17 protein-coding genes are annotated in these 15,297 nt (G+C 70.4%); 15 read left to right on the top strand and 2 right to left on the bottom strand.

What is annotated here, in order from left to right:
- The 6 genes from FDZ70_01020 to FDZ70_00995 form a co-directional block, all read left to right on the top strand.
- The coding region (locus FDZ70_01020; protein ID TLM80380.1) for a single-stranded DNA-binding protein at positions 1-119 on the top strand (119 nt) is incomplete at its 5' end.
- Positions 120-418: 299 nt separating this feature from the next.
- Positions 419-610 (top strand): hypothetical protein, encoded by a 192-nt coding sequence (locus FDZ70_01015; GenBank protein ID TLM80379.1) that lies wholly within the window; start codon positions 419-421, stop codon positions 608-610.
- Positions 611-756: 146 nt separating this feature from the next.
- The gene (locus tag FDZ70_01010; GenBank protein TLM80378.1) at positions 757-1,395 is read left to right on the top strand and encodes an alpha/beta hydrolase; all 639 of its coding nucleotides are present in this window, start codon (positions 757-759) and stop codon (positions 1,393-1,395) included.
- Between the two features lie 14 nt (positions 1,396-1,409).
- Positions 1,410-2,570 carry an RtcB family protein gene (locus FDZ70_01005; GenBank protein TLM80377.1) on the top strand — a complete coding sequence of 387 codons (1,161 nt, stop codon included), beginning with the start codon at positions 1,410-1,412 and terminating at the stop codon, positions 2,568-2,570.
- Complete coding sequence (locus tag FDZ70_01000) at positions 2,333-3,277, top strand: endonuclease V (GenBank protein ID TLM80376.1); 945 nt, start codon at positions 2,333-2,335, stop codon at positions 3,275-3,277. Before FDZ70_01005 ends, FDZ70_01000 begins: the two co-directional genes overlap by 238 nt.
- Before the next feature lie 13 nt (positions 3,278-3,290).
- Entirely contained in the window at positions 3,291-4,022 is a 732-nt protein-coding gene (locus FDZ70_00995) for a DUF72 domain-containing protein (GenBank protein TLM80375.1), read from the top strand.
- A gap of 63 nt (positions 4,023-4,085) precedes the next feature.
- Here FDZ70_00995 and FDZ70_00990 read toward each other — a convergent pair whose 3' ends face one another.
- Together FDZ70_00990 and FDZ70_00985 are read right to left on the bottom strand one after the other, a co-directional pair.
- The gene (locus tag FDZ70_00990) at positions 4,086-5,378 is read right to left on the bottom strand and encodes a SufD family Fe-S cluster assembly protein (GenBank protein TLM80374.1); all 1,293 of its coding nucleotides are present in this window, start codon (positions 5,376-5,378) and stop codon (positions 4,086-4,088) included.
- Positions 5,366-6,127 (bottom strand): ABC transporter ATP-binding protein, encoded by a 762-nt coding sequence (locus FDZ70_00985; GenBank protein TLM80373.1) that lies wholly within the window; start codon positions 6,125-6,127, stop codon positions 5,366-5,368. Before FDZ70_00985 ends, FDZ70_00990 begins: the two co-directional genes overlap by 13 nt.
- Positions 6,128-6,561: 434 nt before the next feature.
- Between FDZ70_00985 and FDZ70_00980 the strand changes: the two genes are divergently transcribed.
- The 9 genes from FDZ70_00980 to FDZ70_00940 form a co-directional block, all read left to right on the top strand.
- The gene (locus tag FDZ70_00980) at positions 6,562-7,569 is read left to right on the top strand and encodes a Fic family protein (GenBank protein TLM80372.1); all 1,008 of its coding nucleotides are present in this window, start codon (positions 6,562-6,564) and stop codon (positions 7,567-7,569) included.
- The gene (locus FDZ70_00975; protein ID TLM80371.1) at positions 7,569-7,820 is read left to right on the top strand and encodes a hypothetical protein; all 252 of its coding nucleotides are present in this window, start codon (positions 7,569-7,571) and stop codon (positions 7,818-7,820) included. Before FDZ70_00980 ends, FDZ70_00975 begins: the two co-directional genes overlap by 1 nt.
- Positions 7,821-7,905: 85 nt before the next feature.
- Positions 7,906-9,156, top strand: coding sequence for an insulinase family protein (locus FDZ70_00970; protein TLM80370.1), 1,251 nt, complete (start codon positions 7,906-7,908; stop codon positions 9,154-9,156).
- 15 nt (positions 9,157-9,171) lie between these two features.
- The gene (locus FDZ70_00965; protein ID TLM80369.1) at positions 9,172-9,963 is read left to right on the top strand and encodes a 4-hydroxy-tetrahydrodipicolinate reductase; all 792 of its coding nucleotides are present in this window, start codon (positions 9,172-9,174) and stop codon (positions 9,961-9,963) included.
- A gap of 20 nt (positions 9,964-9,983) precedes the next feature.
- A complete protein-coding gene (locus tag FDZ70_00960) occupies positions 9,984-11,177 on the top strand; it encodes an aspartate kinase (GenBank protein ID TLM80381.1) in 1,194 nt (397 codons plus the stop codon).
- Positions 11,178-11,241: 64 nt separating this feature from the next.
- The gene (locus FDZ70_00955; protein ID TLM80368.1) at positions 11,242-11,988 is read left to right on the top strand and encodes an NlpC/P60 family protein; all 747 of its coding nucleotides are present in this window, start codon (positions 11,242-11,244) and stop codon (positions 11,986-11,988) included.
- A gap of 34 nt (positions 11,989-12,022) precedes the next feature.
- The gene (dapA, locus tag FDZ70_00950; GenBank protein ID TLM80367.1) at positions 12,023-12,922 is read left to right on the top strand and encodes a 4-hydroxy-tetrahydrodipicolinate synthase; all 900 of its coding nucleotides are present in this window, start codon (positions 12,023-12,025) and stop codon (positions 12,920-12,922) included.
- 123 nt (positions 12,923-13,045) lie between these two features.
- On the top strand, positions 13,046-14,710 hold the full coding sequence (locus FDZ70_00945; GenBank protein TLM80366.1) for a ribonuclease J: 1,665 nt from the start codon (positions 13,046-13,048) through the stop codon (positions 14,708-14,710).
- Positions 14,711-14,715: 5 nt separating this feature from the next.
- Positions 14,716-15,297, top strand: a 582-nt coding sequence (locus FDZ70_00940) for an undecaprenyl-diphosphate phosphatase (protein TLM80365.1), incomplete at its 3' end; no start/stop codon positions are given.

Here is a 15,297-nt window from a genome sequence, read left to right as displayed (position 1 = left end):
CGCCCCCGAGCTCGGGTGCGCCCCGCGAAGGCGGGGAGGGCGGCGAGCGCCGCGGCGGCTTCGGCGGCGGCGGCCGCGAGGGCGGCGGCGGAGACCGCAGGCCGCGCAGGCGCCACTAGCACGACGACGCACGCGAGAGCTACCGAGGGGCCTCGTACCGGCACAGGTGCGGGGCCCCTTCTTCGCGTCCGCGCGTGCGGCAAGCCCCCGCTGAGCGCCGGATACGACCGGACGGCTACGATCTCCTCTCCGTCGCACCCGGCGTGGAGGAGGGCCATGCAGCGTCCGCGCCTCGACCCTTTCCGGCGCCAACGCGAACGTTCTGGGTGCACGCGAGTTGACGATCCGCCTCGCCAACCAAGGCGACATCGCGCCGCGAGTCGCTCGGCTGACCAAGCGGGGGCACCCCGCCTGCAGCGTGGTGCTCGGCGCCAGTATCGCGGCGCTCCTGGTCGTGCTGTCGAATGGCGGCTCACTCATTGTTTCGATCAGCAACGTGACCGCGATCGTTGCGATGGTCGTGGTCGACGTCGCGGCCGCGAGCGACGCACGCGAGCATTCCGATCTGGTGCGTGGGCGGTGCGGTCGATACGCCGGCGTTCGCTCCTGACGCTTCGTCGGTGCCAGAATCCGCATCATCGCTACGTTTCACCGGCACGATCCGCAGACCCTCTGTCCGGCCGTGGCTCCAGCCGCAGGCGCAAGCGCTTGGAGATGGGTAGAGGTAAGTGCGGAGTGAGTCCTGAAGGAGCGGGCATGGAGCAGGAGATCACCATCTCTGCGGGGGGCGCCGACCTGCTCGGCGACTTGGTCGTGCCCGAGACCGCGCGTGCGTTCGTGGTGTTCGCGCACGGGTCTGGCTCGAGTCGCCTGAGCGCGCGCAATCGAATGGTCGCGGAGACCCTGCGCGAGACGGGCCGCTACGGCACGCTGCTCTTCGACCTCCTCATGCCCGAAGAGGACGCGAACTACCTGAACCGCTTTGACATCCGCCTCCTGGCGGACCGTCTTGCGGGCGCTACCCGCAGCGCGCTGGAGATCCCTTCGGTGGCGGGCATGCCGGTCGGATACTTCGGCGCGAGCACCGGCGCCGCGGCTGCGATCGTGGCCGCGGCAAGGCTGCCCGACACCGTGCGTGCGGTGGTATCGCGCGGCGGTCGGCCGGACTTGGCCGGCGTGGAGCTGTCGACGATCGCGGTCCCCGTGCTGCTGATCGTGGGCAGCCTCGACACCGAGGTCCTGCAGCTCAACTGGCACGCGTTCGATCTCATGACCACCACCGAGAAGAAGGTCGAGGTGGTACCCGGCGCGACGCACCTGTTCGGAGAGCCGGGGACCCTCGAGCAGGCAGCCGCGCACGCGCTGCACTGGTTCGACCGTTTCCTCGCCGAGTGACGGGGGCGAGCGGCATGCAGACCATCACCGCCGAACGGGTCCCGATCCTCGTCTGGGGCGAGTCCGCCGACGAGCAGACCCTCGAGCAGGCACGGCACCTCGCGAACCTCCCCTTCGCGGTCGGCCACGTCGCGCTCATGCCCGACGCGCACGTCGGCTTCGGTATGCCGATCGGAGGCGTGATGGCGGCGCAGGGGCAGGTCATCCCCCACGCGGTCGGCCTGGACATCGGCTGCGGCGTGCGCGCGTGGTGCACCAACATCCCGGTCTCAGAACTGGGCGAGTCGATCGACGAGGTCCTCCTGCAGATCCAGAGGGCCGTCCCGCAAGGGTTCCACTGGTTCGATACCAGCCAGGCCGACCGCACCGGTCTGTTCGACGACGTGCCCGACATCCCGGTGCTGCGCCAGCAGATGGACCGGGCGCAGAAGCAGATAGGGACGCTCGGCGGCGGCAACCACTTCATCGAGCTGCAGGCGGACCCCGACGGTCTCGTCTGGGTGATGATCCACTCCGGGTCTCGCAATCTGGGCAAGCAGATGGCCGAGCACTACGATCAGGTCGCGCGCTCTGAGAACCGCCTCGCTCGCTCGCCCGTGCCTTCCGAGTGGGGGCTGGCGCACCTCGATGTCGACAGCGGGGCGGGCGCCGAGTACCTCGAGGTGATGGACTGGTGCCTCGCGTTCGCTGCCGAGAACCGGCGTCTCATGGGGGAGTCCGTGCAACAGGTGCTCGACCGCCGGTTCCCATCGGTGACGCCGGAACCGGCCATCGACGTGCACCACAACTACGCCGCGGTCGAGGAACACGGCGGGGAACCGGTCGTGGTGCACCGCAAGGGCGCCGTGCGGGCGCGCGGGACCGTCGCGATCCCCGGCTCGATGGGGACCTCGTCCTACATCGCTGAAGGGTTGGGCAAGCCCGAAGCGTTCGAGTCGTGCAGCCACGGCGCCGGCCGCGCGATGGGCCGCAAGGCAGCGATGCGGGCGATCACCCGAGAGCAGGTGTACGCGGAGCTCGAGGCCAGCGGGGTGCGGCTTGTCACGGCGAGCAAGCGGGACATCGCGCAGGAAGCGCCCGAGGCCTACAAGGACATCGACGACGTCATGCGCTGGCAGCGCGATCTCGTCGAGCCGCGGATCCGGCTGGTGCCGCTCGGCGTCGTCAAGGGCTGAGCGGCGTGCACGCGGTCCGGGAGGACCTGGCGCACCCGTGGAGAGTGCCGCTGCCGGAAGCGGCCGCGATCCAGACCCGGCTTGCGCGCGAGGTCGTGCTCACTCCACTGGCCAGCTCGGGCGCGGGAGCACCCGCTCTCGCCGCAGGTGTCGACGTCGGCTACACCAAGGACGGCCGGCGCGCGTGGGCGGCGGCGGTCGTGATGGACCGCTCGCTCGCGGTCGTCGACTCGGCGGTGGTTGCGGGTGAGCCGGATGCGCCCTACGTGCGCGGCTACCTCGCCTTCCGGGAAGGGCGGCTGACGCTCGACGCGCTCCAGGCGCTCGCGGTCGAGCCCGGGCTCATCTTCCTCGACGGTCACGGAACCGTGCACGAGCGGGGACTCGGGTTGGCCTCGCACGTGGGCGTTCTTCTCCGCCTGCCGACCATCGGAGTTCCCAAGACGCCGTTTCACTCGATCGACCACGAGCCGGGACCGGAGCGCGGCGACTACTACGTGCTCACCAAGGAGTGGGGCGCACAGGGTGCATCGATCCGGCTGAAGTCCCGCGTGAAGCCCGTGTACCTCTCGCCGGGCAACCTCGTCGACCTCGAGAGCTCCGTCGCGCTCGCACTGGCTTGGTCGAGCGGTCGCAGGCGGGTGCCCGAGCCGCTTGCGGCAGCACACACGAGCGCGGCGCACGCGCGCAACGCGGCGCTCGCGTGAGGGGCTGGGGCCGATGGGCGCGGGGCGCATCAGGATCGGGACATGCGGATGGTCCTACGACCACTGGGACGAGATCTTCTACCCCGTTCACCTGCCGCACGCCGAGCGGCTGACCTTCTACGCGCAGCGGTTCGACACGGTCGAGATCGATGCGACGTTCTACCGCCTGCCCTCGGAGCAGGCCGTGGCCACGTGGGGGGACGCGGTGCCCGAGGACTTCACGTTCGCCGCGAAGGGCAGCCGGCTGATCACCCACTACCGCCGCCTGGCCGGCGTCGACGAGGCGTTTGCGGCCTACCTCGAGCGGCTCTCGGTCCTCGGACCGAAGCTGGCGGTAGTGCTCTGGCAGCTGCCGCCATCGCTTCCGAAGGACATCGCCCTGCTCGAGCGCTTCCTGACGCGCTTGCCGAGCGGCCCCATCCGTCACGCGGTGGAGTTCCGGCACGAGTCATGGCTCGACTCCGAGACCTTCGCCCTGCTCAGACGCTCTGGCGTGGCGCAGGTCAGCGTCAGCAGCGACGTGATGCCGGCCGACCTGACTCCGACCGCCGACTTCGTCTACGTGCGGCTCCACGGGCTGGCGGATCTCGGTGGTGCGTACGGCGAGTCCTCGCTCGAGCCGTGGGCGCGTTTCCTGCGCTACCAAGCCGAGAGAGGGACCGACTGCTACGTGTACTTCAACAACGACTTCGAGGGGCATGCCGTCGCCGACGCGGCGCGGCTCGCTGGGATGCTCGGCACGTGAGTGCGGGCGGGGCGCACAGCCGCACGTGGTCGACCCCTGCCGCGGGAGCGCGCGGCGGCAGCGCTACATCGACTCGCGGCTCGTTTCGGCGATCGCCTCGTCGATCCGCTTGCGCAGAGCGGGTGGCAGCCCCGGGATCTCGAGGTCGAGGAACCCGCGCGTGATCATCGAGATGGCTTCGGCTTCGGGGACTCCCCGGCTCATGAGGTAGTAGACCTCCTCGGCGGCGATGGGGGAGATCGCAGCCTCATGTGAAAGCTCCGCGCCCGGCGCCCCTTCGCTTTGCAGGTCTGGGATCGCCCACTGGGTCGAGCGCTCGGACTGCACGATGCCGCGGCAGTCGAGATGCGCGCGGCACTCGCTCGTGCGGGCCACGAGGCGCCCTCTCGAGTAGACCTTCGAGCTGTCACGCGAGACCACGCGAGCCACCGCCTCCGAACTCGAGCCCGCGCCCAGCAGCTGCGTCTCTGTGCCGAGGTCGATGACGGAGTCCTCGAGGCCGCAGACGATGGTCGTGAGCAGCGCGCGCGAGCGCTCACCGATCAGCTGCGCGACCGGGAAGGCCTGCAGGGAGCTCACGGGCCTGAGGAGGACGTAGTTGCTGGCGAACACCCCGTCGTCATCGACGACGGCGGTGGTGCGAGGGCGCACGCTGAACTGCTTGTCCCAGCTGTGGACCATCGTGAAGGTGAGTCTGGCGCCCTTGCCGATGTAGAACTCGCTGATTCCTGCGTGCAGCCCCTCGCGCACGCCCGGCTGGATGTTGCACCCGGTGATGACGTTGGCCTCGGCCCCGTCCTCGAGCACGATGATGTTGTGGAGGTTCTGGCTGACGTCGCTCTCGCTCACGAACAGGCACGCCTGGATCGGCTTCTCCACGCTCTGCCCGGCTCCGACGCGGATGAAGTACCCCTCGGTCTGGTGTAGCGCGACGAGCGCTGTGTACTTGTCCTTGTCTGGGGCGACCGCGCGCCACCAGTACCGTTCGACCATCTCGTTCGGCTCGCGCATGAGCGCCTCGTCGGTGCCCATGATCTCCACGGCGTCTCCAAAGGCGGTGGACACGCGCGCGTAGATGGCGCTGCGGTCCATCTGGAAGTACGACCCGGACCGCTCTGCCTCGTCGGTCACGAAGCCGCTCATGAGCGCAGTCTCGCGCACCTGTCTTTCGAGCGAGGTGAGCTTCTCGACCTGCTGCCGCTCCGAGACCGTGCGGAAACGCGCGATATCGACGTCGGGGCCGAGCGCAGCGGGCTTGTCGATCGCGGCCTCGGCGAGCGCGCGCACCTCAGCGAGTCGCGCGAGGGTGGCCTGCGACGCTCCGCTGATCCGGATCGGTGTCTCTACCGTCTGCATGCCGCACACTCCACGCATCGCTCGTAGCCCTCACGCGTGATGTCGCCGATAAGGTCGAGCGGGTTGCCGCTGCACGCGATCCGGCCCTCGTACAGCACGTGACCGACGTCGGCGTTGACGTAGCGCAGGATGTTGCCGGTGTGCGTGATGATCAGCCCCGCGCGTTTGCGGTCGCGGGCGGCCGAACCTCGGAGCAGCCGCTGAATGGCGCCGCCGACCACGGCGATGTTGTCGAGGTCGACGCCGGATTCCGGCTCGTCGAAGAGCGCGAGCTCGGGCTCTTGGGCGAGCAGCTGCCCCATCTCCGAACGCTTCGCCTCTCCCCCCGAGAATCCCAGGTTGACGTCGCGCTCAAGCATCTCGCCAAGCTCAAGCTGGTCAGCGATCTCGGCCAAGCGCCCGGCGTCGAGCTCGCCGCCCGAGGCGACCTCCATGACCTGGCGCAGCCGTACGCCGCGAACGGCGGGCGAACGCTGGAACGCGATGCCGACACCCAGTCGCGCCCGCTCGTCGATCGTGAGCGGGAGGAGGTCGACGCCGCGAAGCGCGATGCTGCCACCCACGACCTCGTAGCCGGGTATCCCGACGATCGCGTTGAGCAGCGTGGTCTTGCCGCTTCCGTTGGGGCCCAGGAGCACGTGCGTCTCGCCCTCGGCGATGGTGAGATCGATGTCTTCGAGTACCGTGCGTTCGCCGATGCGGACGCGCAGTCCCTCGATGCGCAGCGTCGGTGTCGCGGCGATAGCCATCTCGCCCGCCAATCTCGGCTTCGCAGCCGTTCGAGCCGCCATCCAGAATGTACCCGCGCGACATCTCGTCGGGGTTGGGGGCGGGTACCTACGGGGCCGCGCCTGACTGGTGGCACTACCGGTTCGGCACGCGGGCGGAGATCGACGAGATCCGCCTGGAACCCGCGCCGTAGACTGCGCACCTGCTGCCGCATCCCCGCCAGCCCAACAACGGCTTCCAGGCGGACGGCGCCCCGCTGACGTAGCACGGAAGGAAGCGACGGCAGAGGGCGCCGCCGCTGAACCCGAAGAACTGGCGGAGGACCCGGCCAACTAGGGCTTCAGCTAGCGGGCCTCCAAGGAGAATGCCCTCCTAGCCTCCTAGGAGTCCCGGACATTCGGTGACCCACGTGGCCCCGCTTGACTCATAACTTGACAGATGCTTGACTTACGGCATGACGTACGAGCCGCGATTCACCGTCACGCCGGATCTCCTCGCGGCGATCGAGCAGATTGCCGCACTGCGTCAGCGCATCCGTGATGCCTCCGTCGAACTGGCTTGGATCCCGGCTCTCCAGAAGGATGCCCGCACGCGCAACGCTCACGCCTCGACCGCGATCGAGGGCAACCCGCTCACGCTGCCCGAGGTCCGCGCGCTGGCCGACGGGATCGAGCCGACCTCGCAGGCCCCCCGCTCCTCGCGCGAGATCGTCAACTGCTTCGCGGGCCTCGTCTTCGTCATCGAGCACGCCGCCGATCGGCTCGTCACCCACGAGACGGTCCTCGGCCTCCACCGCGTCCTCGCGCATCGGGTCATGGAGCAGGGGGCGGAAGGCGAGTACCGCGTCATCCGCATCAGCGTCGGCAGGCACCAGCCTCCCGCGCCCGAGGATGTCCGCGCCCTCATGACAGGCCTGCTCGACTGGTGGAACGGCCCCGCAGCGGCGCTGTCGCCGGTCATCACCTCGGCGATCGTCCATCACCGGTTCGAGTCCATCCACCCGTTCGGTGACGGGAACGGCCGTACCGGCCGCGCACTCGCCCTGCTCGAACTCTACCGCCGAGGATTCGACACGGACCACATCTTCGCCGTCGACGAGTGGTACTGGGAGGACCGGCCCGCCTACTACGCCGCACTCGACGAGCCCCGCGACAACGGCGACGACCTCACGCGCTGGCTCGAGTACTCGGCACGCGGACTGCTCGTGACACTCGAACGAGCGTGGGCGCGCATCCTCGCGCTGCCGCTCGAGAGCACCGAGCACCTCGCGCTCCGCCCGAGGCAGGAACGGCTCCTCGCCATGCTCTCCGAGCGGGGCAGCCTGTCGCCGGCGGAGGTGTGGGAGGCGCTCGGGGTCTCGCGACAGGGAGCGATGGACCTCATCAACCCGCTGCTGCACGCCGGGCTCATTGAGAAGGTCGGCACGCGCAAGACCGGCCGCTACCGACTGAGGGGGCTGTGATGACACGCTTCCTGTCCGCCGACGACCTGCTCTCGCTCGGCGGCTTCGCGCTGCTCGTGGTGGTGAGCCGCGTCGCCGGGCCGCGCGTGGAGATGCTCGCCTCGGTGGCGCTCGCGTCCGGGATGCTCGCGCTCATGTGGCTGCTCGCGCGCGGGATCCGCGAGCGCAACGCGGACCGCAACCCGAACGCGCGCGTCGTGTTCTGGGGCGCGATCGCCGTGCTCGCGGCCACGTGGATGGCGCTGCGGTAGGACGCGCCCCCCGCCGCCCGTGTCCGCCCCTCGGCTACAATGGGCGCCTGCACGCACGCACCCTCAGCTGACAGGCGGCTCCCGCATGTTCTACGACCGCACCACGACCTCCGACGGCGTCACCGTGCTCACCGAGACGATGTCCGGCGTGCGCTCGGTGGCCATCGGCATCTGGTTCTCGGTGGGCAGCCGCGACGAGGACGCCGCCGACGCGGGCATGTCGCACTTCCTCGAGCACATGATGTTCAAGGGCACGCCCACGCGCACGGCACAGGACATCTCTGAGACCTTCGACCGCCTCGGCGCGGAGCTCAACGCCTTCACCTCCAAGGAGTACACCTGCTACTACGCGCGCGTGCTCGACGAGCACGTCGACGTCGCGATCGAGGTCCTCGCCGAGATGGTCGCCGCGGCGCTGCTCGCGCAGGACGCGTGCGAGTCCGAGCGCGAGGTCGTGCTCGAGGAGATCGCACGCGCCGAGGACCAGCCCGACGACCGCGTGCACGAGCTGTTCGCGGGCGCGCTGTGGCCGGGCCACCCGATCGGCCTGCCCGTACTCGGCGACGCCGATGCCGTCGGCGGCTTCGGGCACGACGCGTCTGCCGCGTACCGCGATCGCCACTACGTCACCGGCAACACCGTCGTGGCGGCGGCCGGCAGCGTGGCACACGCGAAGGTCGTCGGCCTGGTCGAGCGCTTCCTCAAGCTGCCCGCGGGCCCGCGTTCCTCGCGTCCGTCGGCCGCACGCGTGGAGCCGGAGCGCCTCGCGCTCATCACCAAGGAGACCGAGCAGACGCACATCTGCTACGGCGTCCATGGCCTCTATGCCGACCACGAGGACCGCTTCGTCCTCGCCGTGCTCGACACCGTGCTCGGTGGCGGCATGTCCTCGCGCTTGTTCCAGGAGATCCGCGAGAAGCGCGGCCTGGCGTACGCGGTCTTCTCGTACCACTCACTGTACGAGGACACCGGCCAGTTCGCCGTGTACGCCGGCACGCGGCCGAGCAACGCCGCCGAGGTCGCGGGGCTCATCCGCGCCGAGTTCGCGAACGTCATCGCCGACGGTGTCACCGCCGAGGAGCTGTCCCGCGCGCAGGAGTCGATCAAGGGCCACCTCGTGCTCGGGCTCGAGAGCACGCGCAACAGGATGTCGCGTTTGGGGAAGACGGAAGTCACGAGAGGCGAGATGCTGACCATCGACGAGCTGGTGGCGCGCATCGACGCGATCACGCTCGAGGACGTGGCGCGCGTGACGGCCGCGGTGCTCGACTCGCCGCGAACGCTCGCCGTCATCGGCCCGGTCAGCCAGACCGAGGCCGAGGCTCTGGCAGGGTAGGGAGGGGACCGCGAGATGATCCGAGTCCTGGTCACGGGAGCCGGCGGCCGCATGGGCCGCGAGGTCGTCCGCGCGGTGACCGAAGCGCCCGGCATGGAGGTCGTCGGCTGCGTGGACACCGCCGCGGCGGGCGTGAGAGTCGACGACGGCAGCGGGACGCCGCTCGTCTGCGCGATGAACGTCGCCGAGACGCTGCTCGCGACCGGCCCCGACGTCATGGTCGACTTCACGCAGCCCGACGCCGTCGAGTCCAACCTGCGAGCGGCGCTGTCGGCCGGCGTGCACTGCGTCGTCGGCACGACCGGGGTCTCCGAGGACCGCCTCGCGCAGATCTGGTTCGAGGCGAAGACCGACGCATGCCTGTTCTACGCCCCGAACTTCTCGATCGGCGGCGTGCTCATGATGCAGTTCGCGAAGCAGGCAGCGCGGCACTTCCCGCACGTCGAGATCGTCGAGTTGCACCACGACCGCAAGGCCGACGCCCCGTCCGGCACCGCCGTGCGCACCGCCAGACTCGTGGCGGAGGCGCGCGGCACCGTCCCGGACATCCAAGGCAAGGACACGGAGCACGTCGACGGCGCGCGCGGCGCGCTCGTCGAGGGCATCCCTGTCCACTCGGTCCGGCTGCCCGGGTTCACCGCGCACCAGGAGGTCGTCTTCGGCGGCCCCGGTGAGGTACTCACCATCCGCCACGATTCGATGGACCGCTCGTCGTTCATGCCCGGCGTCGTGCTCGCCATCCGCAAGGTGGGCTCGATGACCGGGCTCGTCGTCGGCCTCGAGAAGCTGCTCGAGGGCTGCGAGTGAGCGAGCGTCCCGTCGTCGTCATGAAGTTCGGCGGGACCTCGGTCGCCACGCCCGAGGGCCGCGCCGCCGTGGCCGCGCGCGTGACCGAGGCGCTCGAGCTCGACCGGGCGCCCGTGGTCGTCGTGAGCGCGATGGGCCGCGCCGGCGCGCCGTACGCCACCGATACGCTGCTCGGCCTGGTCGCGGGCCTGCCCGCCGAACCCGCCGAGACCGACCTGCTCGCCAGCACCGGCGAGGTCGTGGCCGCTGTGGTGGTCGCGCACGAACTGCGCGCCGCGGGCGTCGACGCGCTCGCATTCACCGGCGGCGCGGCAGGGATCGTCACGGACGGCGTGTTCGGCGCCGCACAGGTCACCGAGGTCCACACCGGCCCGCTGCTCGCCGCCATCGCGGCGGGTCGCGTGCCGGTCGTCTGCGGCTTCCAGGGGGTCGCGCCGGGCGGTGAGGTCACCACGCTCGGTCGCGGCGGCTCCGACACGACCGCGTGCGCGCTCGGTGTGGCGCTGTCGGCCGCCGAGGTCGAGATCTACACGGATGTCGACGGTGTGATGACCGCCGACCCGCGCACGTGCTCTGGCGTCGAGGTCCTCGAGACGATCTCCGCCGAAGAGCTGTTCCAGATGGCGGCGGCCGGCTCCAAGGTCGTCCACACGCCCGCGGCCGAGCTCGCGCTGGGCAGCGGCATGCCCGTGCGCGTGCGCAACACCTACACCGACCATCCCGGCACCCAGGTGGCCGACATCGCCGGCTACCGGCCCTCGCAGGTCGCCACGGCCGTCTCGCATGCGAGCGGCGTCGCGCGCGTCCGCATAGCGCTCGACGCGCCCGAGGGCTCGGACGGGCACATGGCCGCGCAGACGCGCGTCTACCGCGCGATGGCCGACGCGGGCGTGTCCCTCGACATGTTCACCCCGGCGGGGGAGACGCTGCTGTTCACGGTGCCCGAGGCTGCCGTCACACAGGTAGGCGATGTCGTGGCCGCGCTCGGCCTGACCTGCGAGGTCACGGACGCGCTCGCCAAGGTCACGCTCGTGGGCGCCGGGATGCACGGCGTCCCGGGCGTCATGGCGCGGGTCGCCGAGCACCTGTCCGCCGCCGGCGTCGACGTGCTGCAGGCCGCCGACTCGCACACGACCATCGCGGTGCTCGTGCGCGGCGACGACTGCGCCGCCGCCGTGCGCGCGCTCCACGACGGCTTCGAGCTGGCCGGGTAGGCGAGGGGTCAACGTCCCGGCAACGCCGCGCGACTTCCCCACAGCCGCGCGCTAGCCTCGGCTCATGACGATCCGACTCCCGCACCCGGTCCTGCGCCGCCCGTCGGCCGCCGAGTTCGCGCTCGGCGCTCTGGCTGTCGCGGTCGCTTTCGTCATCTTCCCGGTCGCCGGCACGGCCTCGCGTCTCGCGATCGTCGTCGGCGTCGCGGTCTCGTGGGCGCTCGCGGTCTTCGCGGCCCGCCGCAGGCCTGCGCTCGTGGCGGCCCTCGTGGTGCCTGTGCTCGCCGGTGCTGTCTTCCTCTGCCTTCCGGGCCGTTCCCTCGCACGCGCACCGTTGCGCGACGCGTACGTGCGCGCGCTCGCCCGCTACGGGCGTGCGCCCTACGTCTGGGGCGGGGAGCGCCTGTGGGGCATCGACTGCTCCGGGCTCGCGCGCATGGCACTCGTCGACGCGCTGGTCGAGCGCGGCCTCGCCGAAGCGGACCCGGGCGCCCTGCGTACCGCGGCCGACCTGTGGTGGCACGACGCCTCCGCGGCCGAGCTCGGCCAAGGCTATGGTGGCCGCACGCTGCTGCTCTCGATCCCGTCGTCGGTCAACGCCGCGGACGCGCGGCCCGGCGACCTCGCCGTCTCGGGCAACGGGATGCACGTCGTCATCTGTACCGCGAAGGGCGCTTGGATCGAGGCCGATCCCCGTTTCCGAGGCGTCCGGACCGTGGCGACCCCCTCGGCGGACGGCTACTACCCGTATCCTGCGCGCATCGTGCGATGGAAGGCGCTGACCGACCCCGCTGTCAGCCCGATGCGGTAGACTGTCCGCCAAGCGAACCAAGGGGTGAACCACCATGTCCGCCACGCCGCGCTTCGGGCGCCTTCTCACAGCCATGGTCACGCCGTTCACGGCCGACGGCCACCTCGACCTGCCGCGCGCGGGCGAGCTCGCCGACCGCCTGATCGCGACCGGGACCCAGGGCCTCATCGTCTGCGGGACCACCGGTGAGTCGCCGACTGTCTTCTACGACCAGAAGCTCGAGCTGTTCCGCACCGTCATCGACGCGGTCGGCGGCCGCGTCCCCATCGTCGCCAACGTCGGCGACAACTGCACCGACGACTCGGTCGAGTTCGCGCGCAAGGTCACGGCGCTCGGAGGCGTGGACGCGATCATGGCCGTCGTGCCGTACTACAACAAGCCGCCGCAGGAGGGCATGTACCGGCACTTCTGCTCGATCGCCTCGGCGGTCGATGTCCCGGTCATCATGTACAACATCCCGGCGCGCTGCGTCGTGAACATGGAGCCCGAGACGATCCTGCGCGTCGCACGCGACTGCGGCAACGTCGTCGCGGTCAAGCAGTCCAACCCCGACCTCGCGCAGGTCGCGCGCATCGTCGGCGACGCGCCCGACGGCTTCGAGGTCCTCTCGGGCGACGACGAGATGACCCTGCCGATCATGGCCATGGGCGGCACCGGCATCATCTCGGTGGCGAGCCATGTCGTCGGCCCGCAGATGGCCGAGATGATCGCCGCGCAGGTCGCCGGCGAGCACACCCGCGCGCTCAAACTCCACCTGAGCCTGTTGCCGCTGTTCAAGGCGCTCTTCATGACGGCGAACCCGATCATGGTCAAGGACGCGCTGCGCCTGGCCGGCTTCCCGGTCGGCACGGTGCGCCTGCCGCTCGTGCCGCCCACTCCCGAGCAGTCCGCCGAGCTCGCGCGCGTCATGCGCGGCGTCGGCCTGCTCGCGTGACGCACAGGCACTGACCGAACGTAACGCCGCCGTCCGTCCGCGGGTGCCGGCGCGCACGACCCGAGCGAGCCTGCGCACCCACGCGGGCCGTACCACGACAAGGAGAGTCGAGAAGACACCGCCATGACCAAGAAGGAGCGCCTGCGCGTCCTGCCCCTCGGGGGCCTGGACGAAGTGGGCAAGAACATGACCGTCCTCGAGTACGGGGACGACATGGTCGTCATCGACGCGGGGCTCATGTTCCCCGACGACGACCACCCGGGCGTGGACCTCATCCTGCCCGACTACAGCTACATACTGAAGCGCGCGGACAAGCTGCGCGGCATCGTCATCACGCACGGCCATGAGGACCATACCGGGGCGCTGCCGTACCTGCTCAAGGACCTCGGCAAGCCTGTCCCGGTCCTCGGCACGGCGCTCACCCTCGGCCTCATCGCGTCCAAGCTGACCGAGCACGGCATCAAGAAGCCGAAGCTCCGCGAGGTCAACGGCGGCAGCCACGTGAACCTGGGGTGCTTCGGGCTCGACTTCATCCCGGTCAACCACTCCATCCCCGACGGCGTCGCGCTGCTCGTGCGCACGCCCGTCGGCAACGTGCTGCACACCGGTGACTTCAAGTTCGACCAGACGCCCATCGACGGCCGCTTCACCGACTTCGGCGCGCTGACCAAAGCGGGCAAGCAGGGTGTCCTGCTGCTGATGAGCGACTCCACCAACGCCGAGAACCCGGGCTACTCGCCGCCGGAGGCGTCGGTCGGCGCCTCGCTGCGCGACATCTTCCTCCGCGCGACCGGGCGCATCATCGTCGCGTCGTTCGCGAGCCACATCCACCGCATCCAGCAGGTCTGCGACGCCGCGGTCGAGAGCGGCCGCGTGGTCGTCGTCACCGGCCGCTCGATGATCCAGAACACGGCGATCGCCCGGGAACTCGGCTACCTCGAGATCGACCCCGAGGACATCGTCGACGCCTACGAAGCCACGAGCCTCGCACCGCACGAGACAGTCATCCTGTGCACCGGGAGCCAGGGCGAACCGCTCTCGGCGCTCGCGCGCATCGCGAACCGCGACCACAAGACCGTCACGGTCGACGAGGACGACACCGTCGTCATCTCCGCCTCGCCGGTCCCCGGCAACGAGATGGCCGTCAACCGCGTGATCAACCGCCTCTCGAAGGCCGGCGTCGAGGTGCTGCACCGCGGCAACGCGCACATCCACGTCTCGGGCCACGCCGGCTCCGAGGAGCTCAAGCTCATGCTCAACATGGTCAAGCCGCGCTACTTCATGCCGATCCACGGCGAATCGAGGCACCTGCGCGCGCACGCGCGCCTCGCCGAGCAGGTCGGCATGGACCGGAGAGACATCTTCATCATGGACAACGGCCAGTGCCTCGAACTGACCGCCGGTTCGGCCAAGCCGGGCTGCGGCGTTGAGCACGGCGTCATCTACGTCGACGGGCTGTCGGCCGACGTCGGCCAGGTCGTGCTGCGCGACAGGCAGCACCTCGCGCGCGACGGCATCATCGCGGTCGTCATCACCATCGACGCGCAGGACGGCAAGGTCGTCGGGGACCCCGAGCTGGTGGCGCGCGGCGTCGTGCTCGGCGGCGACGACCAGCAGCTCATCGACGGCGCGATGCAGCGCGTGAAGAGCGTGCTCGCGCGCACGTCCTCGGAAGGTGCCACCGACTCCGCCGTGATCGAACGCGCGGTGCGCGACGCGCTCTCGCGCTACCTGTGGGAGAGCGTGCGCACCCGCCCGATGGTCATCCCCGTCGTGATGGAGGTCTAGAGCACGTGACGGTCCTGCAAGCCATGGTCGTCGGCATCGTCCAAGGCGTGACCGAGTTCCTGCCGGTCTCGTCCGACGGGCACCTCGCGCTGACCTACCGGGCATTCGGCATGGACGCCGCCGACCCGATGCTGTTCACCTACACCGTCTTCCTCCACGGCGCCACGCTCGTCGCGATGCTCGTCTACTTCCGATCCGACCTGCTCGCGCTCGCGAAGTCGCTGGCCAAGGCCGGGAAGGGGAGCCCCGACCGCCGGCTGCTGCTGCTCATCGGCGCGGCCACGCTCGTCTCCGGCGGCATCGCATACTTCATGGGCGACGTGGTCGAAGCCGCGAACGAGTCGCTGCTCTTCATCGGCATCGGCTTCCTGGTGACCACCGCCGCCCTCGCCGCGGCCGAGTACCTCGCGTCCCGCGCCCGCCGCGCCGAACGCGACGAGGTCGCCCCGGACGCGCTCACGTGGCCACGGCTCGCCGGCATCGCGGTCGCGCAGGCCGCGGCGGTCCTCCCGGGTGTCTCGCGCTCCGGCTCCACCATCGCCGGCGGCATGGCGGCCGAGCCCGGCGCACGCTTCTCGTTCCTGCTC

This window comes from Actinomycetota bacterium (genome assembly GCA_005774595.1).
In the GTDB taxonomy this organism is placed as follows: domain Bacteria; phylum Actinomycetota; class Coriobacteriia; order Anaerosomatales; family D1FN1-002; genus D1FN1-002.
The sequence above is the reverse complement of the archived record's forward strand: the minus strand, read 5'-3'. Positions and strand labels throughout refer to the sequence as shown.

Coding starts and splice junctions, on each gene's coding strand:
- FDZ70_00975 (TLM80371.1), top strand. CDS start 7,569: ATGACACGCTTCCTGTCCGCCGACGACCTGCTCTCGCTCGGCGGCTTC.
- FDZ70_00945 (TLM80366.1), top strand. CDS start 13,046: ATGACCAAGAAGGAGCGCCTGCGCGTCCTGCCCCTCGGGGGCCTGGAC.
- FDZ70_00970 (TLM80370.1), top strand. CDS start 7,906: ATGTTCTACGACCGCACCACGACCTCCGACGGCGTCACCGTGCTCACC.
- FDZ70_01005 (TLM80377.1), top strand. CDS start 1,410: ATGCAGACCATCACCGCCGAACGGGTCCCGATCCTCGTCTGGGGCGAG.
- FDZ70_01010 (TLM80378.1), top strand. CDS start 757: ATGGAGCAGGAGATCACCATCTCTGCGGGGGGCGCCGACCTGCTCGGC.
- FDZ70_00980 (TLM80372.1), top strand. CDS start 6,562: ATGACGTACGAGCCGCGATTCACCGTCACGCCGGATCTCCTCGCGGCG.
- FDZ70_00995 (TLM80375.1), top strand. CDS start 3,291: ATGGGCGCGGGGCGCATCAGGATCGGGACATGCGGATGGTCCTACGAC.
- FDZ70_00960 (TLM80381.1), top strand. CDS start 9,984: ATGAAGTTCGGCGGGACCTCGGTCGCCACGCCCGAGGGCCGCGCCGCC.
- FDZ70_00965 (TLM80369.1), top strand. CDS start 9,172: ATGATCCGAGTCCTGGTCACGGGAGCCGGCGGCCGCATGGGCCGCGAG.
- FDZ70_00955 (TLM80368.1), top strand. CDS start 11,242: ATGACGATCCGACTCCCGCACCCGGTCCTGCGCCGCCCGTCGGCCGCC.
- FDZ70_00990 (TLM80374.1), bottom strand. CDS start 5,378: ATGCAGACGGTAGAGACACCGATCCGGATCAGCGGAGCGTCGCAGGCC.
- dapA (TLM80367.1), top strand. CDS start 12,023: ATGTCCGCCACGCCGCGCTTCGGGCGCCTTCTCACAGCCATGGTCACG.
- FDZ70_00985 (TLM80373.1), bottom strand. CDS start 6,127: ATGGCTATCGCCGCGACACCGACGCTGCGCATCGAGGGACTGCGCGTC.